We start from the raw sequence: 22,866 nt of genomic DNA, 5'->3' as shown, positions 1-22,866 counted from the left end.
GAGACTGTAACCCCTTATAGCGCCTACGGTTTCGAAATCTCCGCTGTTTCGCGTCGTCTTACCCGGAGCGCGGTGGCAGGCTGCCGGCGCGTTCTATCCGGCGGGAGGCCAGCGGCGCGCGCGGGGCCAGCTCGTGTGCGGCGGCGTTGTATCTCAGACGAGGCGGTTCCGCGGTGAAAGCCGCGAGCCACTCCTCGGCACTCGCCGCCACCGGAAACACCGTCACGAGCCGATGCGCGTCACCGAGCAGCGCGACGTAGGCCACTGCGCCACCACCTACCGCGCCGCTGCCGGCCGCGTCGCCTCGCGCCGCGCCGTTGCCAACTGTGCCGCCGGCCACCACGTCACCGCTCGCCGCCTCGCTGCCGCTCGCGCCACCGGCCGCCGGGGTGGCGGAGAGGTACGCCGCGCGGAACACCTCCTCGCGCTCCTCGCCGGCGAACTCGTCGACCGTGACGACTGCCGACTCCAGGGTCGACATCACGACATCGGCCACACAGCCCGCGAGTCCCGCACTGCCGCCAGCGCCCAGCCCCGCATCGCTGTCCGCAGCGCCGCCAGCCACCGTGCCGCTGTCCGCAGCGCCGCCAGCCCCCGCCCCGGCGACCGTACCGCTGTCGGCAGCGCCGCCAGCCGGCGCGCCGGCACCCGTACCGCTGCCAGCCCCCGCGCCCGCACCGCTGCCGGCACTCGTCAGCGCATCGAGAAACGCCCCCTCGGGCATCCCGAGTGCCGTCGTCAACTCAGCACCGAGCCAGCGCTCTCGCTTCAACCCGTACCGAGTCGAGACGGCCGACAGCAGGTACCCGTAGACGTGCAGCACGCCGGCGTTGCCGATCGGCCACGTTGCCGCAACGCCCGCGTATTCGTGCAGAAACTCGAACAGAGCGCGGCCGATCACGGGCTCCCGCAGGTTCTCGTCGACCACGGTCGAGAGCCCCCAGCGCGCGAAAGCTCCGGAAGAGCGGTCGTGCGCGATGCCGGCCAGCAGTTCGGGCAGCTCGGCCGCGAGCATCTGCCCCACCCAGGCGGCCGCCAGGGTCTCGCGCCCGCGCCCCCGCGCGCCGACGCCTGCCGCGTCGCCCACCTCACTGTCGCCCTCGGCCAGCGTGCCATCCGCCGGCGTGCCCCCAGCCGGCGTGCCCTCATCCGGCGGGCCCTCGCCCAGTTCGCCCCCAGCCGGCGTGCCCTCGCCCAGTGCGCCCTCGCCCAGCGCCGCGGATGCCCGTTCCAGCCTCTCGACGAACCCCATGCGACTGCTCCTCCGGCCGATACTCGCCTCAGACAGAGAGCCCGGCGGCCTCGGCCAGAGCGGCGGCGGCCAGAGCTGCCGAGGTCTCGACCGAATTCATCCACAGGGGTACCGCAGCCACGCGCAGCCCGGCCTGCTCGAGCGCCGGAGTGAGTGCGGCGTCACTCTCGTCGAGAAGCCAGCCGTCGAGCAACCCGCCCGCGTCGCGTGCTCCGTAGTGCAGTGCGACGGCGTCGGCGGCGGTCTCGACACCGATCGCGCTGAGGCAGGCGTGAGCCATGCCCCGAACGGCCGACCCCGAAATGATGGGCGAGACGCCGACCACCGGCGCAGCGGTCGCGCGCAGGGCGTCGCGGATGCCCGGCACCGCCACGATCGTGTCGATCGACACCACCGGGTTCGACGGGGCGAACAGCACCACGTCGGCGCTCAGGATGGCCTCGACTACGTCCGGTGCCGCGACAGACGACGAAAGCCCGTGCTGCTCGAAGCGCAGCGCCGGAAGGCCGGCGCGGTAGTGCACCCACCACTCTTCGAAGTGCATCGAGCGCTCACCGGTGGGAGCGTCGAGATCGGCGACGACGACATGCGTCTCGACCTCGTGGTCGCTCATCGGAAGCAGCCGCACGCCGAGATTCCAGCGCGCGGTGAGGCGTGTGGTGACCTCGCTCAGCGTCAGCCCTTCGCGCAGCAGGTGCGACCGAGTGATGTGTGTGCCGAGGTCGAGGTCGCCGAGGGTGAACCACGGCCATCCGACCCCGTATTCGGTGAGCTCGGCGCTGACCCGTTCGCTCTCGCCGACTCGGCCCCAGCCGCGCACCTCGTCGTTCGCGCCGCCGAGCGTGTACATGATGGAGTCCAGATCGGGGCACACTCGAAGCCCGGTGAGCCACACGTCGTCGCCCGTGTTCACGACCACCGTCACCTCGGCCGTCGTGCCGCCGAGACCGTCGGGCGCGACCTGCCGCAGGTGGTCACGCAGCCCCCGCAAGAACTTGGCCCCGCCGACGCCGCCCGCTAACACTGTTATTCGCACAGGCTCAATCCTCCCACGCGATTTCGAGCGCAACCCGGGGCGTCAGAGCGAGCATCAGAGCGAGCGGTAGGTGGCCAATCGTGACGCCACCTCGACGAGCACGTCTTCGTCGCCGGCGTAGATGCCGGAGGCGCGAGGCCAGTGGCTGATCACGTCGGTGAATCCGAGATCGGATGCCCGCCCCGCGAGCTCCTCGAACGCCCCGACGCTCTCGAGCGAGAACACGCCACCCGAGTCGAGCGACAAGTATCGGTCGATCGAGCGCGGGTCTCGCCCGGCGGCCGCTGCGGCATCGTCGAGCCGGCCGCTCAGCTCGGTCACCGCGCGCCACCAGTCTTCGCCGGTCGCGCCGTCGGCTCCGGTGGTCACCCAGCCGTCGGCGATGCGGCTCACCAGCGCGAGCCCCTTCGGCCCGTTGGCCGCGAGCACGAACGGCACTCGTGGTGTCTGCGCGGGCACCCCGACCATGCGCGCCTCGTGCGCGGTGAACCACTCGCCGCTGCGGGAGATGCCGCAGGGCTCGGCGGCCGCCGTGGCGTCACCTGCCGCGCCGTCACCCGCCGGGCCGCCTGCTGTGCCCCCACCTGCCGAGCCCCCACCTGCCGAGCCGTCACCTGCCGAGCCGTCGCCTGCCGGCTCGAACCGCAGCAACTCGTCGAGCAGCTCCACGAATTCGGTGAACCGCTCGTGCCGTTGTCGCGGCGAGAGGGCCGCCTGCCCCAGCACGAACGCGTCGAACCCGGTGCCGCCCGACCCGACCCCGAGGGTGAACCGCCCGCCCGACACATCGTCGAGCGTCGCGATCTCTTTCGCGAACGGCACGGGATGCCGAAAGTTCGGCGACGAGACGAAGGTTCCGAGACGAATGTGCGAGGTGACGACCGCCGCGGCGGTGAGCGTCGGCAGCGTTGCACCCCACGGCTCATCGGCGAGCGATCGCCAGGAGAGGTGGTCGTACGTCCAGGCGTGGTCGAAGCCGAGCTCCTCCGCGAGCATCCACTTTCGACGCCCGATCGACCACGGGTCTTGGGGCAGAATCACGATTCCGAAGCGCATGCCGCCAGTCTAGAAGCGCCGACCGACACCGACCCGTGAGCCCACCTCAAGCCCGCGCCGCCGCCCACCTCAAGCCCGCGCCGCCGTCGCGAGCAGCGCCGCCACCTCGTCGAAGTCGCCGCGCACCAATCCGGCTGTGACCCGGATGGCCTGCGGATGCTCGGGCGCAACGACCTTCAGCATCCCCTCCGGCCCGTCGTCGACCCGCGTCGGCCCCAGCCGAGCCTGAAACGGTGTTCCGGCCGCGACCCGAATACCGCTGGCCGCCAGAGACACGATCGCCGCGCGCTCGTCGGCCACGGGCATCCAGAGGTTGATGCCGTCAGGCACCCCGTCGGCGGCACGCGCCGCAGCGCTGCCGAACGGTGAGACGTATCCGTGGCGCGCGAGCGCCGCCACCAGCTGCGCCTGCCGCGAATGGTACGTCTCGCGCGCTTCGCTCACTCGGGCGACGGATGCTGGCGCGGTGAGCAGCTCGTACAGAATCACCTGAAGCATGCGAGACGTCCACCCCGGGCCGAGCATGCGCCGCGCCACGATCTGATCGATCAGCTCGGTGGGGCCGGCCAGCGCCCCGATGCGCAGGTCAGGGCCGTGCGACTTGGCGTAGCTGCGAATGTGCAGCGTGCGGTGCGGCAGCCACGACCCGAGACTGACGGCTCCCACGGTGCTGATCTCGCCCGAGTGGTCGTCTTCGATGATCACCGGGTCGGTGAGGTGCGAATGCGCTCGCAGCACCCGCACCAGCTCATGGGCGCGCTCGCTTGTCATCGACGCTCCGGTGGGGTTCTGCGCGCGGGTCTGCAGCATGATCGCCGCGGGGTTCGATCGCAGGGCTGCGGCCAGGGCATCCGGAACCAGACCGTGCTCGTCGATGGCCACCGGCACCCGCTCGGCCCCGTTCTGGTCGAGCAGGTCGAGGAACGGCGGGAACGACGGGTCTTCGACGATGACCCGGTCGCCGTATCTCAGCACGACGTCGAGCGCTCTCGAGACGGCGTCGAGGGCGCCGTCTGTGATCGTGAGCGCTTCGGGCGGGTAGGGCCAGGATGCCCGTAGATGCCGTTCGAGTTCGGGAAGCACTCGGCCCGCGAGATAGCTCGACGTGTCGGCTCGGGTCGGCACCCGCGCGAGCGCGGGCCCGAGGTCGGGCAGCAGCTCGGCGTCGGGAGTGCCCGACGAGAGGTCGAGTCGGGCCTCCACATGGGAGCCGGCGAGCTCGGCGAAGTGCGCGGGCATCCACGTTGTCGACGCCTGCAGCACGAAGCTGCCGGCGCGCCCGCGCGAGGTGATCAGGCCCACGCCGGCGAGCGCCTGCCACGCGTTCGAAACGGTGGCCGGGCTGACGCCGAGCACCGACGCCAGCTCGCGCACGGTGGGCAGACGATCGCCCGACGCGATCTGCCCCGTGCGGATGAGACGGGAGACGGCAGCGGCGATCGCCTCGGGCGTCTTTTTCTCCACAGCCGTCGCTATGAGGTCGATCATGCACACCTCTTGACTTATTTACGCTCGCGTCACAGGCTGAAACACAAGAGAAATGTTCACAACGAATAATAACAAAACCGGCTTTGAAAGGAATACTCACGATGACGGTCATTCGAGCAGCGATCACGCAGACCACCTGGACGGGCGACAAAGAGTCGATGCTCGACAAACACGAGCAGTTCGCACGTGACGCTGCCGCCGACGGCGCCCAGGTCATCTGCTTTCAAGAGCTGTTCTACGGCCCGTACTTCGGCATCACCGAAGACAAGAAGTACTACCGGTACGCCGAGCCGGCCAACGGCCCCATCGTGCAGCGCTTTGCAGCGCTCGCGAAAGAGCTGAACCTCGTGATGATTCTGCCGATCTACGAAGAAGACATCACGGGCGTCTACTACAACACGGCCGTCATCGTCGAAGCCGACGGCACGATTCTCGGCAAGTATCGCAAACACCACATTCCGAACCTCGACCGCTTCTGGGAGAAGTTCTACTTCCGCCCCGGCAACGGCGGCTACCCCGTGTTCAACACCTCGGTCGGCAAAATCGGGTTGTACATCTGCTACGACCGGCACTTTCCCGAGGGCTGGCGGGAGCTCGGCCTGAACGGCGCCCACATCGTGTTCAACCCCAACGCCACCAAGCCGGGTCTCTCCAACCGGCTGTGGGAGGTCGAGGGCCCGTGTGCGGCCGTCGCCAACGGATACTTCGTGCTGCAGCCCAACCGGGTCGGCCGCGAAGACAACGAGTACGGCGAGCTCGCCGTCGACTTCTACGGAACCAGCCAGGTCATCGACCCGCGCGGCAACTTCGTGGGCGAGCGCGGCTCGGGCAGCGACGAAGAGATTCTGATCCGCGACCTCGACCTCGACATGGTGCAGCAGATGCGCGACGACTGGCAGTTCTACCGCGACCGCCGGCCGGAGTCGTACACGGCCATCCCGCAGCCCTAGGCTCTCGACAAGGACACGTTCGAATCTGCGCCAACCGAATCTGCGCCAATCAGAATCTGCGCCAACGAATCAGCGCGAAGGAGCACTCATGAAGACCCTCATCACCAACGGAACGGTCGTCAACGCGACCGGTACGGCCGAAGCGGATGTTCTGATCGACGGTGAGACGATCGCCGCCGTTCTGGCGCCGGGCTCGAGCCTGCTCGGGTTCGACGTGGCCCGAAACGTCGACCAGGTCATCGATGCCCGCGGAAAATACGTGATCCCCGGTGGCATCGACGCCCACACGCACATGGAGATGCCGTTCGGCGGCACCTTCGCGAGCGACACCTTCGAAACGGGCACCCGCGCGGCGGCCTGGGGCGGCACGACGAGCATCGTCGATTTCGTGGTGCAGTACGCCGGCGAGAACGTTCTCGACCAGTACAACCTCTGGCACGAGAAGGCGGCGGGCAACTGTGCCGTCGACTACGGCTTTCACCAGATTCTCTCCGACGTGCAAGACAGCTCGCTCAGCGCCATGGATGAACTGTTGAACGAGGGCGTCTCGAGCTTCAAGCTCTTCATGGCCTACAAGGGCGTGTTCTTGAGCGACGACGGCCAGATCGTGAAGGCCATGCAGCGTGCCAGCGAGAACGGCAGCCTCATGATGATGCACGCCGAGAACGGCAGCGTCATCGACGTACTCGTGCAGCAGGCCATCGCCCGTGGCGACACGAGCCCGTACTTCCACGGAACGACGCGCCCGTGGCAGACCGAAGAAGAGGCGACACACCGCGCGATCATGCTCGCGAACCTCACCGGGGCGCCGCTGTACATCGTGCACGTGAGTGCGAAGCAGGCGGTCGAGCAGATCGCCCTGGCGCGCGACAATGGCCAGAACGTGTTCGCCGAGACCTGCCCGCAGTACCTGTACCTCTCGCTCGAAGAACAGCTCGGGGCATCCAGTGCCGAGTGGGGCGACTTCGAAGGCGCCAAGTGGGTGTGCTCGACTCCGCTGCGCTCGCGGGCCGAGGGGCACCAGCACCACATGTGGCAGGGCCTGCGCACGAACGACTTGCAGGTTATCTCCACCGACCACTGTCCGTTCTGCATGAAGGGCCAGAAAGACATGGGAATCGGGGACTTCTCGAAGATTCCCAACGGCATCGGCTCGGTCGAACACCGCATGGACCTGATCTACCAAGGTGTCGTCATGGGCGAGATCTCGCTGCCGCGCTGGGTCGAACTCACCTCGACCACCCCCGCTCGCATGTTCGGCATGTACGGCAAGAAGGGCGTCATTCAGCCGGGAGCCGACGGCGATGTGGTGATCTACGACCCGAACGGGCACACCTCCATCGGCATGGGCGAGGGCAAGAAGAACCACATGAACATGGACTACGCGGCGTGGGAGGGTTTCGAAATCGACGGTCACGTCGATACGGTCATCTCGCGGGGCAAGGTCATCGTCGACGACAACCAGTACCTCGGCACCAAGGGCGACGGCAAGTACTTCAAGCGCGGCCTGTCTCAATACCTCATTTGATTCTCTTCATTCCTTCTAACGAAAGCACCACAGATGCAATTCGGAGCAGTACTGCAGACCCATCCACCGGCGGCGCGCACGATCGCGCTCAGCAAGCTCGCCGAGCAGCACGGCTTCGAGTACATCTGGACGTTCGACTCCCACTTGCTCTGGGAAGAGCCCTACGTCATCTACAGCAAGATTCTCGACGAGACCAACCGCGTCATCGTCGGCCCCATGGTGACGAACCCGGCGACCCGCGACTGGACGGTCACGGCATCCATTTTCGCCACCCTCAATGAGATGTACGGCAACCGCACCATCTGCGGCATCGGCCGGGGCGACTCGGCGGTGCGTGCCACCAACGGCGCCCCCACCACGCTGAAGACGCTGCGCGAGTCGATTCACGTCATCCGCGAGCTCGCCAACTCTCGTTCGGTCGAATACAACGGCGCCACCGTGCAGTTTCCGTGGAGCCACGGCTCGACGCTCGACGTCTGGGTCGCCGCTTACGGCCCGCTCGCCCTCAAGCTGACGGGCGAAGTGGGTGACGGCTACATCTTGCAGCTCGCCGACCTCGATATCGCCGAGTGGATGATCAGAACCGTACGCGATTCGGCCGAGAAGGCCGGTCGCGACCCGATGTCGATCAAGTTCTGCGTGGCAGCGCCCATGTACATCGGCGACGACTGGCAGCACATGCGCGACCAGTGCCGCTGGTTCGGCGGAATGGTGGGCAACCACGTAGCCGACATCGTCGCCAAACACGGGTCGAACTCCTCGGTGCCCAAGGCGCTCACCGATTACATCGCCGGGCGCGAGGGCTACGACTACAACCAGCACGGGCAGGCGGGCAACACGCACGCCGAGTTCGTGCCCGACGAGATCGTCGACCGATTCTGCCTGCTCGGGCCTGCCGAGAATCACATCGAGAAGCTCAAAGCACTCAAAGAGCTGGGTGTCGACCAGTTCGCCGGTTACCTGCAGCACGACAACAAAGAAGAGACGCTGCGGGTCTACGGCGAGACGGTGATTCCCGCGCTTCGCGACCACATCACGGCGACGTCGTGAGGCTCACGAGCGCATGATCCGGGCCGGGGGGCGTTTTTACGCAGTGCTGTGGGGGCTGATCGGTGTCATCATCCTGCTTGCTCTGTGGGAGGGCTATAAGGCGCTCGGGCCATCGACCGGCTTCGAACTCTTCGGCCAGGGCATCCTGCCGAAGACCGACGATCGCTCGATGCCGCACCTGTGGGCCATGGTTCAGCGCGCCGCCGAGCCCGTCAACTCGTCGGCCGGCTCACCTCCGGTCTGGCTTGCGGTGATCGGGGCTGCGCTCAACAGCCTCGGGGTCGCCGCCGTGGGCTGGGCCATCGGCTCGGTCGTCGGTCTGCTGCTCGCGATTCTCATGCAGCGCTTGCGCGTCGCCGAACGTGCGGTGCTGCCGTGGCTCATTCTCAGTCAGACGGTTCCCCTCATCGCGCTGGCGCCGCTCATCGTGGCCTGGGGTGGCAAGATCCAGATCGGTGCCTTCTCCTGGGATAGGTGGATGTCCGTGGCCGTCATCGCCGCCTACCTGGCCTTCTTCCCGGTGGCCGTCGGTGCATTGCGGGGATTGCAGTCGCCCGACACCATCCATCTCGAGCTGATGCGCTCGTACGACGCCGGCTGGTTCAAGACGCTCCTGCGGTTGCGGCTGCCGGCGAGTGTGCCGTACCTGCTGCCCGCGCTGCGCCTCGGAGCCGCGAGTGCCATCGTCGGAACCGTCGTCGCCGAGGTCTCCACCGGTTACAAGGGCGGTATCGGCCGCATGATCGTGGAGTTCGCGCAGTCGGGCACGTCAGATCCAGCGAAGGCATACGCGCCCATCGCCGGGGCGGTTGTTCTCGGCCTCGTCGCCGCCGGTCTCGTGGCCCTGCTCGGGCTCGGCCTCAAACGCTTCAATCGACAGGAGATCTCGTCGTGACCGAAACGAACGCCGCCATCACGATCACCAACGCCGGCAAGGTCTTCGCCGTCGCGAAGGGTGCCGAGGTGCGCGCTCTCGAGAACATCGATCTGACGGTCGCGCCGGGGGAGTTCGTCTCGCTCATCGGGCCATCGGGCTGCGGCAAGAGCACCCTGCTGCGGTTGATCGCCGACCTCGACGAAGCCTCGAGCGGCGAGGTTCTCGTGTTCGGCAAGTCGGCCCGGCAGGCGCGCATCGACCAGGAGTACGGCATCGCGTTCCAGAGTGCGGGGTTGCTGCCCTGGCGCTCGGTTCAGGCGAACATCGAGCTGCCGCTCGAGCTGCACGGCGTCGGCAAGGCCGAACGAACGGCTCGCGCCGAAGAGCTCATCGAGCTCGTGGGGCTCACCGACTTTCGCAGCCGGTTTCCCGATCAGCTCTCGGGCGGAATGCAGCAGCGGGTCGCCATCGCCCGCTCGCTGGCCGAGCGCCCGAAGTTGCTGCTGATGGACGAACCGTTCGGCGCCCTCGACGAGATGACCCGCGAACGGATGCAGCAGGAGCTGGTGCGCATCTGCGCCGAGACGGGCGCCGCAGTAGTGTTCGTCACGCACTCGATTCCCGAGGCGGTCTTCTTGAGCGACCGTGTCGTCGTCATGTCACCGCGGCCCGGGCGCATCGTCGGTATCGTGGATGTTCCGCTGGGCCCGGGAACGTCGCGAACGGAGGCGCTGCGGGAGAACCCGGGCTTCTTCACGGCCGTCACCGCCGTGCGCGAGGCGCTGCACGGGTCGCCCGCCGTTCCCGCCGGGGCTGACCTGCGATGAGCGACGAAACCCTCGTCGAACCGACGTCCCCTGCGCTGTTCGCGCTGCCGGGGGAGTCGGTGCCCCTCGCCAGCACTCGACGGCCCGCGACCGGGCCGGGCAGCGGTGCGTGGATCGCGCGCTCGATACTGCCGCCGATCATCCTGGGCCTGGCCTTTCTGCTGCTCTGGCAGCTCGCGGTCATCGTCTTCGACCTCAAGCCCTACCTGCTGCCGGCACCGACCGACATCGCGGGCCAGATCGTGCTCGTCTTTCCGCTGTTGTGGTCGTCGCTGCTCGCCACGGGCCTCAATGCGCTGATCGGTGTCGTCGTCGGCGCCGTGCTCGCCATCGTTCTCGCTCTGCTGGCCTCGCGGCTGACCATTTTCGACCGGATGATCGTGCCTCTGGTCGCGGCCGTCGCCGTCGTTCCCATCGTCGCCCTCGCGCCGATTCTGAACACCATGTTCGGGTCGACCTCCGACACTCCGCGGCGCATCGTGGTGCTGATCGTCGTGTTCGCACCCATCTTCATCAACACCCTGCGCGGACTTCGGCAGGTGCGGCCCGTGCACCGCGATCTCATGCGCGCCTATGCGGCGTCGAATTGGCAGATGACGCGAACCGTCACGCTGCCCGGCGCGATTCCGTTCATCTTCACCGGGCTTCGCATCGCGGCACCGCTCGGGGTGATCTCGGCGATCGTGGCCGAGTACTTCGGCGGCCTGCAGAACGGGCTCGGTTCGCGCATCACCTCGGCGGCGGCGAACAGCGCGTACCCGAGGGCGTGGGCGTACGTGTTCGGCGCGATCGTGCTCGGGCTCGTGTTCTACGGGGCCACGTTGCTGCTCGAATGGCTCGTCACCCGGCGGCGATCGTCGGGCGGCTGAGCGCTCGCCGGCCCCGTTTGCACAGCAACCGCTCACTCGCGGTTCTCCACAGATGTTCCATCGCACCAAAAGGATCACCCCCACACCCAGCATCATCACTGAAGGAGGAGAAATGAAACACAGCAAACGCATCACCCTCGGCGTGGCGGCCATCGCCGCCTCGGCAGCCCTGATTCTCTCGGGCTGCTCGAGTTCGAGCAGTTCCACCCCGGCCGCAAGCAGCAGCGGTGGCGCCCTCACCCCGGTCAAGCTCCAGTTGCAGTGGTTCACCCAGGCGCAGTTCGCCGGGTATTACGCGGCTCTCGACCAGGGTTATTTCAAAGACGAAGGTCTCGACGTGACCATCGTCGAAGGCGGCACCGACATCGTGCCGCAGACCCAACTCGCCGATGGCGCGGTCGACTACGCCGTCGCGTGGGTGCCGAAGGCGCTGGCTTCGCGCGAGCAGGGCGCCGGCATCACCGATGTGGGCCAGATCTTCCAGCGCTCGGGCACCCTGCAGGTCTCGATGGCCGACAAGAACATCAAGACCGCGGCCGATCTCAAGGGCAAGATCGTCGGCAACTGGGGCTACGGCAACGAGTTCGAGATGTTCGCCGGCATCACCAAGGCCGGGCTCGACCCTGCGACCGACGTGCAGCTCGTGCAGCAGGCGTTCGACGAGTCGGGCCTGCTCGACGGGTCGATCGACGCGGCGCAGGCCGAGACCTACAACGAGTATGCGCAGATTCTCGAAACGGTGAACCCGGCCACGGGCAAGCTCTACCAGCCGAGCGACCTCAACGTCATCGACTGGAATACCGAGGGCACCGCGATGCTGCAAGACGCCATCTGGGCCAACACCGAGAAGCTGAAAAGCGACCCGGCGTACCAAGACACGACGGTCAAGTTCCTCACCGCGGGCCTGAAAGGCTGGGTCTACGCCCGCGACAACCCCCAGAAGGCGTCCGACATCGTCGTGGCGGCGGGGTCTCAGCTCGGCGCGAGCCACCAGCTCTGGATGACCAACGAGATCAACAAGCTCATCTGGCCCTCCCCTGACGGAATCGGTGTGGTCAACGCCGACTCGTGGGCGCAGACTGTGAACGTCGCCATGAACGCCAAGAACCTCGAAGGAAGCACCGTCATCACCAAAGAACCCGATGCCGACGCGTACGACAACACCTATGTGAATAAGGCGCTCGACGCGCTGAAGTCCGAGGGCGTCGACGTCACCGGCACCTCGTTCAAGCCCATCACGGTCACCCTCACCGAGGGCGGCAAGTAAGTTCACCGTCACCACCCGGGTTCGGGCATCCACTCGCTGCAGGGCAGCGGATGCCCGAACTCACCACCATCGAAAGAAAGCACCACCGTGAACCTCTCACCCGACGACGGCCGACTCGCCCTCGAACTCGACCGCGCGCACGTCTTCCACTCCTGGTCGGCTCAAGCCGCGCTGAAGCCCATGGTCATCGCGGGCGGTCTCGGCAGCACCGTCTGGGATTTCGACGGCAACACCTACCTCGACTTCTCGAGCCAGCTCGTCAACGTGAACATCGGCCATCAGCACCCTGCGGTCGTCGCGGCGATCCAGCAGCAGGCCGACATCCTCACCACGGTCGCCCCCGCGCATGCGAACCTCGCCAGAGGGCAGGCGGCGCAGCGCATTCTCGAGCGAGCCGGCGACGAGTTCAGCAAGGTCTTCTTCACCAACGGCGGCGCCGATGCCAACGAGAACGCCATCCGGCTGGCGCGCTTGCACACCGGGCGCGACAAGGTGCTGTCGATGTACCGCTCGTACCACGGCAACACCGGGGCTGCCGTGGTCGCAACCGGCGACTGGCGGCGGGTGCCGAACGAGTACGCGCGCGGCCACGTGCACTTCTTCGGGCCTTTCGCCTACCGTTCGGAGTTCTGGTCGACCTCGCCCGAGCAGGAGTCGCAGCGCGCGCTGCACCACCTCGAGCGCGTCATCCAGTCCGAGGGCTCATCGTCGATCGCGGCGATTCTCATCGAGACGATTCCCGGCACGGCGGGCGTGCTCGTACCGCCGCCGGGCTACCTCGCCGGTGTTCGCGCCTTGGCTGACAAATACGGCATTCTGCTCATCTTCGACGAGGTGATGAGCGGGTTCGGGCGCACCGGCGGCTGGTTCGCCTTCCAGTCGCTGGGGCTCGTCGACGAGCCGGTCGTTCCCGACCTCATCACGTTCGCCAAGGGTGTCAACTCCGGCTTCGTGCCGGTCGGCGGGGTCATCATTCCGCCCTTCATCGCCGAACAGTTCGACGAGCAGGTGTTCCCGGGCGGCTTGACCTATTCCGGGCATCCGCTCGCCATGGCGTCGATCATCGGGGCACTCGACGCCATGGCGAACGAGGGCATCGTTGACAACGCCGCGCGCATCGGATGCGACGTGCTCGGCCCGGGCCTTCGCGAGCTCGCCTCGAAGTACGAGATCATCGGCGAGGTGCGCGGCCTCGGAGTGTTCTGGGCGCTCGACCTCGTCGCCGACGCGACGACCCGCGAGCCGGTGTCGGCAGCAGTCATCGGCGAGCTGAAGTCGGCCCTCCTCGCGCGCGGCCTCCTGCCGTTCTTCGCCGACAACCGCCTGCACATCGTGCCCCCCTGTGTCGTCACCGACGCCGAGTGCGCCCAGGCCCTCGCCATCGTCGACGAGGCCCTCGCCGCTCTGTCCACCCCCGCCTGACCCCGGGGCCCCCGCGTCGCCGTCGACCCGCGCCCGTCTGACCCCGGGCCCCCGCTTCGCCGGCGACCCGCGCCCGTCTGACCCCGGGCCCCCGCTTCGCCCCCGACCCGCGCCCGCCCTGACCCGCCCGCTGATCCGCCCCTGCCCCGCCCCCGCCTGACCTGCCCGCTGATCCGCCCCCACCCCGCGTCCGCCTGACCTGCCCGCCACTTCGCCGCCGACCCGCGCCTGCCCTGACCCGGCCGCCGCTTCGCCGCCACCCCGCCCACGCCTGACCCCGGGCCGCCGCTTCGCCGCCGGCCCGCGCCCGCCCTGACCCACCCGCCGACCCGCCCCACCCCGTGAGAGAAGTTCGTGCGGACGAGAGAAGCCGTTGCTACAGCTTCTCTCGTCCGCACCAGCATCTCTCGCTGGCCACCCGTACGCGGCAGCTCGCCCGTCGTTGCCGAGAGCGAGTGTTTCGGACGAGATGAGCCGCCGCGCCGGTCGCTCTCGTCCGAAACACTCGCTCTCACGCGCCAGGTGGGGCGCGGAGTGGGTTCGGGCGTGGAGCGAGTTGGGATCGGATGCGTAAAGCGTCGTTGTCGCCGCACGCAGAACCGCCTCAACTTGGCAGCGTCGCCCGCACGAACCGCCGCGACGCGGTAGCGTCGCCCGCGCAAGCCGCCGCGACGCGGTAGCGTCGCTACATGGACGTGCGCCGACTCGAGCTGCTGCGTGAGCTCGCGGAGCGCGGCAGCATCACTGAGGTGGCGCGCGCGACGCATCGCACCCCCTCCGCCGTGTCGCAACAGCTGCGCGTGCTCGAGCGCGAGGCCGGGCTTCCGCTCACCGAGAAGGCAGGCCGCGGCATTGTGCTTACTGACGCCGGCCGCGCCCTGGCCCGCAGCGCCGCCGACATCGCCGTCGCCATCGAGCGCGCCGACGCTCTGTGGGACGAGTTCCGCCACGACCCCACCGGCGAGGTCTCTCTCGCTACCTTTCCCACCGGCGGCCAGATGCTGCTCCCCGGCGTGCTGCACCGCCTCTCCCGCCAGTCCGGGCTGACCCTGCACGCCAGCGACCGCGACCCCGTCTCCGAGCATTTTCCCGACCTCACGAACGACTTCGACATCGTCATCGCGCACGCCCCTTCCCGGCCGCCGGCGCTCTGGCAGGGCCGTGGCCTCGAGGTGGTACATCTGATGACGGAGCCCCTCGACGTGGCACTGCCGCCCGGGCATCCGCTTGCCGGCGAACCGAGCGTGAGCCCCACCGATCTCGTCGGCGACCAGTGGATCGGCGTGCCCTGGGGCTACCCGTTCGAACAGACGCTCTACGACATCTCGGCTGCGGCCGGCGCTCCGGTGAACATCGTGCAGCGCTTCGCCGACACCCGCGTCACCGAGGCGCTCGTGGCCGCGGGACTCGGCATCGCCATCTTGCCCCGCTACACCGCGGGCGGCGCCTACCTCACCTCGAGCACCATGTCGCAACGCATCTCGCTCAAACCGCTCACCGGAGTGCGCGCCGAGCGTCACATCTATGCGCTGATGCGCCCCGACCGCGCCGAGCGCCTCGCCGTGCGAACGGTAGTGGATGCCCTGCGAGCCGAATCCGCAGCGATCCGCGAGGCGAACCCCACGATCATCCCGTGACCCGACCCGCACCGCACCGACCAGACCTGACGCGCACCGACCAGACCAGGCCAGACCAGACCAGGCCAGGCCAGACCTGACCCCACCCGCCGACCACCAGCAACACCAATGTAAACTCAATGACCGTGAACAAATTCAACAAGACCCCGTTCACGGTCAACGTCTGGGATCTGATGCATCAGCCCGGCGAGCTGCGCGAACGCGAACTCGAACTCGTTGTGCCGGAGAAACTGGGCGAGGGCCTCGTGGCGGTCGAACAGGGCAGTGTGCTCGACATCGACCTGCGTCTGGAGTCCCTGCACGACGGCATTCTGGCCACGGCCAGAGTCGATGGCGAGGCCGTCGGAGTGTGCGGCAGATGCCTCAAAGACATCACTTTGCCCGTTCGAGTCGAGTTTGCGGAGCTTTTCGCGTATTCTCATGACGAAGCTTTTGATTATGAGGTGATCGGCGACCACGTCGACCTTGAACCTCTGATCAGGGATGCGGTTGTTCTCGCACTCCCGTTCCAACCGGTTTGCCGGCCAGATTGCCCTGGTCTCGACCCCGTCACGGGTGAGCGACTCGAAGATCTGCCCGAACGCCCGCCGCAGGAGCTCATTGATTCCCGCTGGTCTGCGCTCGCAGGTCTGCTGGAACCGAACGAGTCAGAAGCATCCACAAACCACGCGCCCGACGCAGAATCGCCGTCCGGGGCCGAGATAGAGAAGAGTTAGCTCATGGCTGTACCCAAGCGAAAGATGTCGCGGGCCTCGACCCGCATGCGCCGCGCACAGTGGAAGGCGACCGCCCCCACGCTCGTCAAGACCATCGAGAACGGCAAGACCACCTACAGCCTTCCGCACCGCGCCAAGGTTGTCGAAGACTCCGCCGGCACCGCGCTGTTCCTTGAATACAAGGGCCGCAAGGTCGCCGACGTATAGGCTTCGGTTCCTACCGAATGGCGCGTTCTGAAAAATCCGCGGCGGCCAAGTCCGAGACGGCGTTAGACAGAACGCGCCTTTTGGCGACCCTGCAGGTTCAGATTCCGGATGATCTGCTGCACCTCGCTCTAACCCACCGCTCCTGGTCGTACGAACACGGCGGCGTCGCCACGAACGAGCGCCTCGAGTTTCTCGGCGATTCGATTCTCGGCCAGGCCGTCACGGTGATGCTCTACAACCGCTACCCCGACCTCGGCGAGGGTGAGCTGGCCAAGCGCCGCGCGAGCCTCGTGTCGACGGTGGCTCTCGCCGGCATCGGCAAGACGATCGGCCTCGGCGCGTACATCCACCTCGGCCGCGGCGAGGTGCTGACCGGCGGCCGCGAAAAGGCGTCGATTCTGGCCGACACGGTCGAGGCGCTGATCGGCGCCACCTATCTCGGCCTCGGCGGTGACACCGCAACGGCGCTGGTGCTGCGTCTGGTGGAGCCTCTCATCGAGAACCCCGATACCTTCGGCGAGTCCATGGACCCGAAGACCACCCTGCAAGAACTCGCTGCGACACTCGGCGAAGAGGCCCCGCAGTACGAGATCACCGAGTCGGGCCCCGATCACCGCAAGGTCTTCGTCGCGACCGTGAGTATCGGTGACCTCGTCACGGGCGTCGGCGAAGGCTCGAGCAAGAAGCAGGCCGAGTCGGTAGCCGCGCGCCAGGCGCAGCAATTGCTCGCCGACCGCGCGTGAGCGCACCGGTCGACCGTGCCTGAGCTGCCCGAAGTCGAGGTCGTGCGCGCCGGCCTCGAACCCGCCGTGACCGGTGCCCTCGTCACGGGGGTCGAGGTATTCGACCAGCGCTCGCTCAAGCGGCACGCACCCGCGGCCGGCGAGTTCGAGACGCTCTTGACAGGCAACCGGATGCTCGCGGCCGTGCGCCGCGGAAAGTTCCTCTGGTTTCCGCTGAGCTCGGGCGCCGCCCTCGTCACCCACCTCGGAATGAGCGGGCAAGTACTTCTGCGCGAACCGGGCACCGCCGAGAACGGCCTGCTGCGCATTCGGCTCGGCATCGAGCATCCGCAGCTCGGAGAGTACTGGGTCAACTTCGTCGACCAGCGCATCTTCGGCTCGATGGCGGTCGACACCCTGCTGCCGACACCGGATGCCCGTGCGGGCGGCTACTCGGGCCCCGGTCTCGAGCGCGGCTGGCCCCCCTCTTCCGCGGCCGCCAGCACATCATTGACGGAGCCCCCCGCGTGGCTCGCCGCGGTGCCCAGCCAGGTCGCCCATATCGCCCGCGATCCACTCGACCCGGCCTTCGACGACCGCGCTTTCTTCGCCGCGCTCAAGCGCAAGAACACCGGCATCAAGCGCGCGATGCTCGACCAGACGCTGGTCAGCGGCATCGGCAACATCTACGCCGGCGAGGCGCTGTGGGCGGCGAAGATCCACTACGCGCAGCCGACCTCTTCGCTCGGCACACGGCGTGCGCGGCTGCTGCTCACGGAGATAAGGCTCGTGCTCACCAAGGCGCTGGCCGAGGGTGGCACGAGTTTCGACGCCACCTACGTGAACGTCAACGGTGCGTCAGGGTACTTCTCGCACTCGCTCAACGTTTACGGCCAGCAGGGCAAACCCTGCCCCCGCTGCGGCACCCTCGTCGTCCGCGAGAACTTCATGAACAGAGGCTCGCACTTCTGCCCCCACTGTCAACGCCTCCGCAACCCCCGCTGAGAAATCTCGCGCGTCGATTTCTGCCGCTATCCCGCCGATGAACCGGCCGAAATCGACGCGCGAGATCGTTAGGGGGCGGGGGTGGGAGCGTCGACGTCGGCTGCCACGCGCCGCGCGGTCTCGCGCGCGCCGACGTGGCCGAGGATGGCCACGATCACCGTGATCAGCGCCGTCAGCGACACTCCCCACCCCAGCCCGAGCCGGAGCAGCAGGGCACCCGTCGCCGCGCCGCAGGCGATCAGCACGATCGCGGCCCCGCGACGAAACCAGGGCTGCCCCTTACCGCCGGCCAGACGTGAATCGGCAGCGAACCCCGTGATCGTCGACGTCACGACCACCGTCGTCACGTCTTTCACGCCCAGGTGTCGTGCCGTACCGGCCTGTATTCCCATTCCGATGGCCAAGAACATCGTGACGATGTACTCCTGCGGTTGCGGGGGAGTGCTGCCGTAGACAATCAGCGTGATGGCCAGCGCCACCATGATCACGGCGACGGTCGTCAAGAGCCCGGTGCTGCGCGAAGTCCAGCCGTCTTTGACCGGCCGAAGAACCCGCCCGGCGATCACCGCACCCAGCATGAAGCTGAGCAAGGCGATGACCGGCCCGATGATCGGCAGACCATCCGCCCCAGCCAGCGCCATACCGAGAATCACGACGTTGCCCGTCATGTTGCCTGTGAACACCCGGTCGAGCCCGAGGTACCCGACAGCGTCGACCACGCCGGTTGAGAACGTGAGCGCGAGCATGAGTCCGAGGTGCAGGTTGTCGGTGTTGCTGCTGAGGCGTCGAAACACGGGCGAATCCTTGTCACGGTAATGTCGAAACGTCGGGCGAGTAGCCCGATCAGAGGCAGAAGCGCAGGCCTGCGAAGGCCGGGGCAGACCGACGCAGACCAGAAGGCAGATCTGACATGATTCTCGATCCACTCCAGCCAGAGGCCGGCGCGATCCGCTCACAACACTATCTGCCCGCCACCGGTCGCAATGTTCTCTGGGGCCGCTTGCCCTGCGCGGCCGACGCTGCCGTGCTCGAGGTCGATTCGGGCGACGAGGTCACCATCGACACCCTCAGTCACGAGGGTGTGCTCGAAGACCAGGGCCGCGATCCGCGCCGCTACTTCGGCAGCCACGGAGTCGACCCCGACGGGGTGCTCGCCGATGCCGTCGCCCTGGCCGCCTCGGACTACCCGCGCGATCGGGCCGTCGACGGCCCGCACGTCATCACCGGACCCATCCGCATTCGCGGAGCCCGCCCCGGCGACCTGCTCAAGATGACCCTCGTCGAGGCCCTGCCGCGGGTGCCCTACGGCGTCATCTCGAACCGGCACGGGCGCGGCGCGCTTCCCGGCGAATTCCCCGTCGGGCTCGAAACCGTCAGCGCGTTCGCCAAGGTCGACGAAGACCCCGACGGCCGCCGGGTCGGAGCACTTCCACTCGTCGTAGGCGGCGCCCGCTCGGTGCGATTCCCGCTCGCCCCGTTCCTCGGCATCATGGGCGTCGCTGTCTCGGGAGACACCCGACCGCACTCGGTACCGCCCGGCCCGCACGGCGGCAACATCGACATCAACCTGCTGACCGCCGGTAACTCGCTGTACCTGCCGGTGCAGGTCGAGGGCGCACTCGCCTACGTCGGCGACCCGCACTTCGCACAGGGCGACGGCGAGGTCGCCCTCACCGCCATGGAGGCGTCGCTGCGCGTCACCGTGCGCTTCGAGGTCGTCACCCAAGCGGATGCTCTGCAGCAGTTCGGCCACCTGGTCGGCCCGCTCGCCGAAACCTCCGAGTTTCTCGTACCCACAGGCATGAGCGTGGACCTCGACGAGGCCGTGCAGCACTGCGTTCGCGCAGCGATCTCGCTGCTCGGCGCTCGCTACGGCATGGACTCGCACCTGGCCTACGCGTACCTCAGCGCGGCGACCGACTTCAACATCTCGCAGGTGGTCGACATCGTGAAGGGAGTGCACGCCCGCATCCGCGTGGCTGACTTCACGTGACGCCGTTGCACTCCGCGTAACACCCGTGAAACACGTGTTGCATATACTAGAACCTTGAAACACCTGATTCAGAGCATCCGGTAGCCGCACAACCTTCACACATCGCACGAGGAGTCGTCATCACCAGTCAGCCCATCAACCCACCCGCGCGCCTGCTCATGGGCCCCGGCCCCATCAACGCAGACCCGAGGGTGCTGCGGGCGATGTCAGCGCAGCTCGTGGGGCAATACGACCCGGCGATGACGGCGTACATGACCGAGACGATGGGCCTCTACCGCGACGTCTTCAAGACGCAGAACGAGCAGACGCTGCTCATCGACGGCACCTCGCGCGCCGGCATCGAGGCCGCGCTCGTGAGCATGATCGAGCCCGGAGACCGCGTTCTGGTGGCCGTCTTCGGCCGATTCGGGCACTTGCTGCGCGAAATTGCTGAGCGCTGCGGAGCCGAAGTGCACGTGCGCGAAGTCGAGTGGGGCACCGTCTTCACGCCCGAGCAGATCGAGCAAGCCATCATCGAGACCAAGCCGAAGCTGCTCGCTATCGTGCACGGCGACACCTCCACGACCGTCGCTCAGCCGCTCGACGAACTCGGCGCCATCTGCCGCGAACACGGAGTGCTGTTCTACACCGACGTCACCGCCTCGCTCGCCGGAAACACCTTCCAGACCGACGCCTGGGGCCTCGACGCCGTGACCGCCGGCCTGCAGAAGTGCCTCGGCGGCCCCTCGGGATCTGCGCCGGCCACCTTCTCGGCCAAAGCCGTCGAGCTCATCAACTCGCGCAAGAGCATCGAGGCGGGCATCCGTTCGGAGGGCGACCCTGTGCTGTCTCCCTTTGGATCGGCCACCCCCATCCGCTCGAACTACTTCGACCTCTCAATGATCTTCGACTACTGGGGCGCCAAACGCCTCAACCACCACACCGAGGCCACCTCCATGCTCTACGGCGCACGCGAATGCGCGCGGCTGCTCGTCGACGAAGGCATCGATGCCGCCGTCGAGCGGCACCGGATGCACGGCGGCGCCATGCGCGAAGGCCTCCGCGGGCTCGGCCTGCGTATCTTCGGCGACGAGCGGTACCTCATGAACAACGTCACCGCGGTCTACATCCCCGAGGGAGTCGCCGGTGACGCGGTACGCGGCGAGCTGCTCGACGACTTCGGCATCGAGATCGGAACCAGCTTCGGCCCGCTGCACGGCAAGGTCTGGCGCATCGGAACCATGGGCTACAACGCCCGCAAAGACACCGTGCTCACCACGCTTTCGGCACTCGAGCAGGTGTTGCGCCGCGCGGGCGCACCTGTCGCGGCCGGTGGGGGAGTCGGGGCCGCCTACGACTTCTACACCGACGCCCATGCCGACTCTGCGGCGACCGCCCCGGAGTTCACCGAAGCCGAGGCCGTATGACCGACACCGACGCCTCCGGCGCCGCGTCTACGAGCGACGCCACCGACGCCTCCGGCGCCGCGTCTACGAGCGACGCCACCGACGCCTCCGGCGCCGCGTCTACGAGCGACGCCACCGACGCCTCCGGCGCCGCGTCTACGACCGACGCCACCGACGCCTCCGGCGCCGCGTCTACGACCGACGCCAGGCCCACGACCGTCAGCGCCCCGGCGACCGCCGCCGTAGTCGACCGCACCGGCGCCCTCTCCCTGCTCGCCCGCTGCGACGAGCTCGCGAGCTACAGCACCCTGCCGAACGGACTCATCCGCCGCGTCTACCTCACCGACGAGCACCGCGCGGTCAACGCGCTCGCCGCCGGCTGGATGATCGAGGCCGGCATGACCACCTGGCAAGACGCCGCCGGCAACCAGTGCGGCCGCCTCGAGGGCGCCGTTCCGGGTCTGCCCGCCGTTCTGCTCGGATCGCACCTCGACACCGTTCCTTCCGCGGGGCGCTACGACGGCATTCTCGGTGTTCTGACCGCCATCGCGGTGGTCGATCGTATTCATTCGGCGGGCATCCGCTTGCCGTTTGCGCTCGAGGTCGTGGCCTTCGGCGACGAAGAGGGCACCCGCTTCGGCCGCGCTTTGCTCGGCAGCCGCGCGCTCGCGGGCACCTTCGACCCGAACTGGCTCGACCTCACCGACGAGCAGGGCGTCACCCTGCGCGAGGCCTATCGTGCGTTCGGGCTCGACCCCGAGAAGCTCACCGACGCGGCACGCACCCCCGAATCTCTCGTCGCCTACCTCGAAGCGCACATCGAGCAGGGCCCCTATCTCGAAGAGGCGAGTCACGCTCTGGGCATCGTCTCCTCGATCGCGGGCGCCCGCCGCTTCGCCATCACCATCAACGGCCACGCCGGTCACTCCGGCACTCCGTTCGACCGGCGAAAGGATGCCCTGGCCGGCGCCGCAGAGATCGTCACCATGATCGAGACCACCGCCCGCTTCGCAGGCCTGATCGCGACCGTCGGCCACCTCGAGGTGTTCCCGAACGCGGTCAACGTCATCCCCGGCCGCGTCGAGCTCAGCCTCGACCTGCGCGGAGAGTTCGACGACGAGCGCGACCACGTGTGGTCCGAGATCAACGCGAACATCGCCGCCACGTGCCAGGCACGCGACCTCACTTTCACCGTGCGGCAGACGCATAACGCCCCAGCCGTGGTGTGCAGCCCGCACCTGCGCGAGGCGATCGCGGCTGGCATCCACTCGACCGGCAACCCCGAGCCCAAACTGCTGCTCAGCCGCGCCGGGCACGACGGAATGGCCGTAGCCGACGTCACCGACATCGCGATGCTGTTCATCCGCTGCCGCGGCGGCGTCAGCCACCACCCCGACGAGCACGTCGAGGCGGCCGACGTCGCCCTCGCCACCGATGCTTTCGAGCAGGCCGTTCTCTCGCTCGCCGCGCAGATGCCCCTCGCCGTCGACCCCCCGGTGCTCGCGTGACTCGCCCAACCAGCCTCGTGGCACCTCTCCACCTCATCGAGCTGCGACTTTGTGCGGGTCTACACCCGCGC

21 protein-coding genes are annotated in these 22,866 nt (G+C 67.8%); 16 read left to right on the top strand and 5 right to left on the bottom strand.

The annotated features are described in order from the left end of the window. Positions 1 to 58: 58 nt before the first annotated feature. From LQ955_RS10140 to LQ955_RS10125, 4 genes are all read right to left on the bottom strand, one after another. The gene (locus tag LQ955_RS10140; protein WP_231024427.1) at positions 59 to 1,252 is read right to left on the bottom strand and encodes a hypothetical protein; all 1,194 of its coding nucleotides are present in this window, start codon (positions 1,250 to 1,252) and stop codon (positions 59 to 61) included. 28 nt (positions 1,253 to 1,280) lie between these two features. After that, positions 1,281 to 2,288 (bottom strand): 2-phospho-L-lactate transferase, encoded by a 1,008-nt coding sequence (gene cofD / locus LQ955_RS10135; RefSeq protein WP_231024426.1) that lies wholly within the window; start codon positions 2,286 to 2,288, stop codon positions 1,281 to 1,283. A 54-nt stretch (positions 2,289 to 2,342) separates the two neighbouring features. Further along, on the bottom strand, positions 2,343 to 3,344 hold the full coding sequence (locus tag LQ955_RS10130; protein ID WP_231024425.1) for an LLM class flavin-dependent oxidoreductase: 1,002 nt from the start codon (positions 3,342 to 3,344) through the stop codon (positions 2,343 to 2,345). Between the two features lie 69 nt (positions 3,345 to 3,413). Then, positions 3,414 to 4,832, bottom strand: coding sequence for an aminotransferase-like domain-containing protein (locus LQ955_RS10125; RefSeq protein WP_231024424.1), 1,419 nt, complete (start codon positions 4,830 to 4,832; stop codon positions 3,414 to 3,416). 101 nt (positions 4,833 to 4,933) lie between these two features. Between LQ955_RS10125 and LQ955_RS10120 the strand changes: the two genes are divergently transcribed. The 13 genes from LQ955_RS10120 (at position 4,934) to LQ955_RS10060 (ending at position 17,909) form a co-directional block, all read left to right on the top strand. Next, positions 4,934 to 5,782, top strand: a complete 849-nt coding sequence (locus tag LQ955_RS10120) for a nitrilase-related carbon-nitrogen hydrolase (RefSeq protein WP_231024423.1) — start codon at positions 4,934 to 4,936, stop codon at positions 5,780 to 5,782. A gap of 88 nt (positions 5,783 to 5,870) precedes the next feature. Beyond that, a complete protein-coding gene (gene hydA / locus LQ955_RS10115) occupies positions 5,871 to 7,310 on the top strand; it encodes a dihydropyrimidinase (RefSeq protein ID WP_231024422.1) in 1,440 nt (479 codons plus the stop codon). A 33-nt stretch (positions 7,311 to 7,343) separates the two neighbouring features. Further along, on the top strand, positions 7,344 to 8,360 hold the full coding sequence (locus tag LQ955_RS10110) for a TIGR03842 family LLM class F420-dependent oxidoreductase (RefSeq protein ID WP_231024421.1): 1,017 nt from the start codon (positions 7,344 to 7,346) through the stop codon (positions 8,358 to 8,360). 13 nt (positions 8,361 to 8,373) lie between these two features. Beyond that, positions 8,374 to 9,255 carry an ABC transporter permease gene (locus LQ955_RS10105; RefSeq protein ID WP_231024420.1) on the top strand — a complete coding sequence of 294 codons (882 nt, stop codon included), beginning with the start codon at positions 8,374 to 8,376 and terminating at the stop codon, positions 9,253 to 9,255. Beyond that, complete coding sequence (locus LQ955_RS10100; protein ID WP_231024419.1) at positions 9,252 to 10,064, top strand: ABC transporter ATP-binding protein; 813 nt, start codon at positions 9,252 to 9,254, stop codon at positions 10,062 to 10,064. Before LQ955_RS10105 ends, LQ955_RS10100 begins: the two co-directional genes overlap by 4 nt. Then, positions 10,061 to 10,933: an ABC transporter permease gene (locus tag LQ955_RS10095; RefSeq protein ID WP_231028016.1), complete on the top strand. Its 873-nt coding sequence runs from the start codon at positions 10,061 to 10,063 to the stop codon at positions 10,931 to 10,933. Before LQ955_RS10100 ends, LQ955_RS10095 begins: the two co-directional genes overlap by 4 nt. Before the next feature lie 112 nt (positions 10,934 to 11,045). After that, entirely contained in the window at positions 11,046 to 12,200 is a 1,155-nt protein-coding gene (locus tag LQ955_RS10090; protein WP_231028015.1) for an ABC transporter substrate-binding protein, read from the top strand. An 87-nt stretch (positions 12,201 to 12,287) separates the two neighbouring features. After that, positions 12,288 to 13,622, top strand: a complete 1,335-nt coding sequence (locus LQ955_RS10085) for an aspartate aminotransferase family protein (protein ID WP_231028014.1) — start codon at positions 12,288 to 12,290, stop codon at positions 13,620 to 13,622. Positions 13,623 to 14,311: 689 nt separating this feature from the next. Then, the gene (locus tag LQ955_RS10080; protein WP_231028013.1) at positions 14,312 to 15,259 is read left to right on the top strand and encodes a LysR family transcriptional regulator; all 948 of its coding nucleotides are present in this window, start codon (positions 14,312 to 14,314) and stop codon (positions 15,257 to 15,259) included. A gap of 119 nt (positions 15,260 to 15,378) precedes the next feature. Continuing rightward, positions 15,379 to 15,975: a YceD family protein gene (locus LQ955_RS10075; protein ID WP_231028012.1), complete on the top strand. Its 597-nt coding sequence runs from the start codon at positions 15,379 to 15,381 to the stop codon at positions 15,973 to 15,975. 3 nt (positions 15,976 to 15,978) lie between these two features. Beyond that, entirely contained in the window at positions 15,979 to 16,182 is a 204-nt protein-coding gene (gene rpmF, locus LQ955_RS10070) for a 50S ribosomal protein L32 (protein ID WP_116282206.1), read from the top strand. Between the two features lie 17 nt (positions 16,183 to 16,199). After that, positions 16,200 to 16,925 (top strand): ribonuclease III, encoded by a 726-nt coding sequence (rnc, locus tag LQ955_RS10065; RefSeq protein WP_231028011.1) that lies wholly within the window; start codon positions 16,200 to 16,202, stop codon positions 16,923 to 16,925. Between the two features lie 15 nt (positions 16,926 to 16,940). After that, positions 16,941 to 17,909: an Fpg/Nei family DNA glycosylase gene (locus tag LQ955_RS10060; RefSeq protein WP_231028010.1), complete on the top strand. Its 969-nt coding sequence runs from the start codon at positions 16,941 to 16,943 to the stop codon at positions 17,907 to 17,909. A gap of 68 nt (positions 17,910 to 17,977) precedes the next feature. Here LQ955_RS10060 and LQ955_RS10055 read toward each other — a convergent pair whose 3' ends face one another. Further along, on the bottom strand, positions 17,978 to 18,703 hold the full coding sequence (locus LQ955_RS10055) for a YoaK family protein (RefSeq protein WP_231028009.1): 726 nt from the start codon (positions 18,701 to 18,703) through the stop codon (positions 17,978 to 17,980). Between the two features lie 116 nt (positions 18,704 to 18,819). On the opposite strand from LQ955_RS10055, the gene LQ955_RS10050 reads away from it, so the two are divergent. The 3 genes from LQ955_RS10050 to LQ955_RS10040 all read left to right on the top strand — a co-directional run bounded on the left by LQ955_RS10050 (position 18,820) and on the right by LQ955_RS10040 (position 22,795). Further along, positions 18,820 to 19,902, top strand: coding sequence for an acetamidase/formamidase family protein (locus LQ955_RS10050; protein WP_231028008.1), 1,083 nt, complete (start codon positions 18,820 to 18,822; stop codon positions 19,900 to 19,902). A gap of 203 nt (positions 19,903 to 20,105) precedes the next feature. Then, positions 20,106 to 21,308, top strand: a complete 1,203-nt coding sequence (locus LQ955_RS10045; protein WP_390623465.1) for a pyridoxal-phosphate-dependent aminotransferase family protein — start codon at positions 20,106 to 20,108, stop codon at positions 21,306 to 21,308. Next, positions 21,305 to 22,795 carry an allantoate amidohydrolase gene (locus LQ955_RS10040; RefSeq protein ID WP_231028006.1) on the top strand — a complete coding sequence of 497 codons (1,491 nt, stop codon included), beginning with the start codon at positions 21,305 to 21,307 and terminating at the stop codon, positions 22,793 to 22,795. The genes LQ955_RS10045 and LQ955_RS10040 overlap by 4 nt, the downstream gene beginning before the upstream one ends. Positions 22,796 to 22,866: the final 71 nt, after the last annotated feature.

Origin of the sequence: Subtercola endophyticus (assembly GCF_021044565.1) — a bacterium.
Taxonomy (GTDB): Bacteria; Actinomycetota; Actinomycetes; order Actinomycetales; family Microbacteriaceae; genus Subtercola; species Subtercola endophyticus.
The sequence above is the reverse complement of the archived record's forward strand: the minus strand, read 5'-3'. Positions and strand labels throughout refer to the sequence as shown.

What these genes read in the sequence shown, in the direction of transcription:
- LQ955_RS10140 (WP_231024427.1), bottom strand. Translation starts at nt 1,252, where the DNA reads ATGGGGTTCGTCGAGAGGCTGGAACGGGCATCCGCGGCGCTGGGCGAG.
- LQ955_RS10130 (WP_231024425.1), bottom strand. Translation starts at nt 3,344, where the DNA reads ATGCGCTTCGGAATCGTGATTCTGCCCCAAGACCCGTGGTCGATCGGG.
- LQ955_RS10125 (WP_231024424.1), bottom strand. Translation starts at nt 4,832, where the DNA reads ATGATCGACCTCATAGCGACGGCTGTGGAGAAAAAGACGCCCGAGGCG.
- LQ955_RS10120 (WP_231024423.1), top strand. Translation starts at nt 4,934, where the DNA reads ATGACGGTCATTCGAGCAGCGATCACGCAGACCACCTGGACGGGCGAC.
- hydA (WP_231024422.1), top strand. Translation starts at nt 5,871, where the DNA reads ATGAAGACCCTCATCACCAACGGAACGGTCGTCAACGCGACCGGTACG.
- LQ955_RS10110 (WP_231024421.1), top strand. Translation starts at nt 7,344, where the DNA reads ATGCAATTCGGAGCAGTACTGCAGACCCATCCACCGGCGGCGCGCACG.
- LQ955_RS10105 (WP_231024420.1), top strand. Translation starts at nt 8,374, where the DNA reads ATGATCCGGGCCGGGGGGCGTTTTTACGCAGTGCTGTGGGGGCTGATC.
- LQ955_RS10095 (WP_231028016.1), top strand. Translation starts at nt 10,061, where the DNA reads ATGAGCGACGAAACCCTCGTCGAACCGACGTCCCCTGCGCTGTTCGCG.
- LQ955_RS10090 (WP_231028015.1), top strand. Translation starts at nt 11,046, where the DNA reads ATGAAACACAGCAAACGCATCACCCTCGGCGTGGCGGCCATCGCCGCC.
- LQ955_RS10080 (WP_231028013.1), top strand. Translation starts at nt 14,312, where the DNA reads ATGGACGTGCGCCGACTCGAGCTGCTGCGTGAGCTCGCGGAGCGCGGC.
- LQ955_RS10075 (WP_231028012.1), top strand. Translation starts at nt 15,379, where the DNA reads ATGACCGTGAACAAATTCAACAAGACCCCGTTCACGGTCAACGTCTGG.
- rpmF (WP_116282206.1), top strand. Translation starts at nt 15,979, where the DNA reads ATGGCTGTACCCAAGCGAAAGATGTCGCGGGCCTCGACCCGCATGCGC.
- rnc (WP_231028011.1), top strand. Translation starts at nt 16,200, where the DNA reads ATGGCGCGTTCTGAAAAATCCGCGGCGGCCAAGTCCGAGACGGCGTTA.
- LQ955_RS10050 (WP_231028008.1), top strand. Translation starts at nt 18,820, where the DNA reads ATGATTCTCGATCCACTCCAGCCAGAGGCCGGCGCGATCCGCTCACAA.
- LQ955_RS10045 (WP_390623465.1), top strand. Translation starts at nt 20,106, where the DNA reads ATGTCAGCGCAGCTCGTGGGGCAATACGACCCGGCGATGACGGCGTAC.
- LQ955_RS10040 (WP_231028006.1), top strand. Translation starts at nt 21,305, where the DNA reads ATGACCGACACCGACGCCTCCGGCGCCGCGTCTACGAGCGACGCCACC.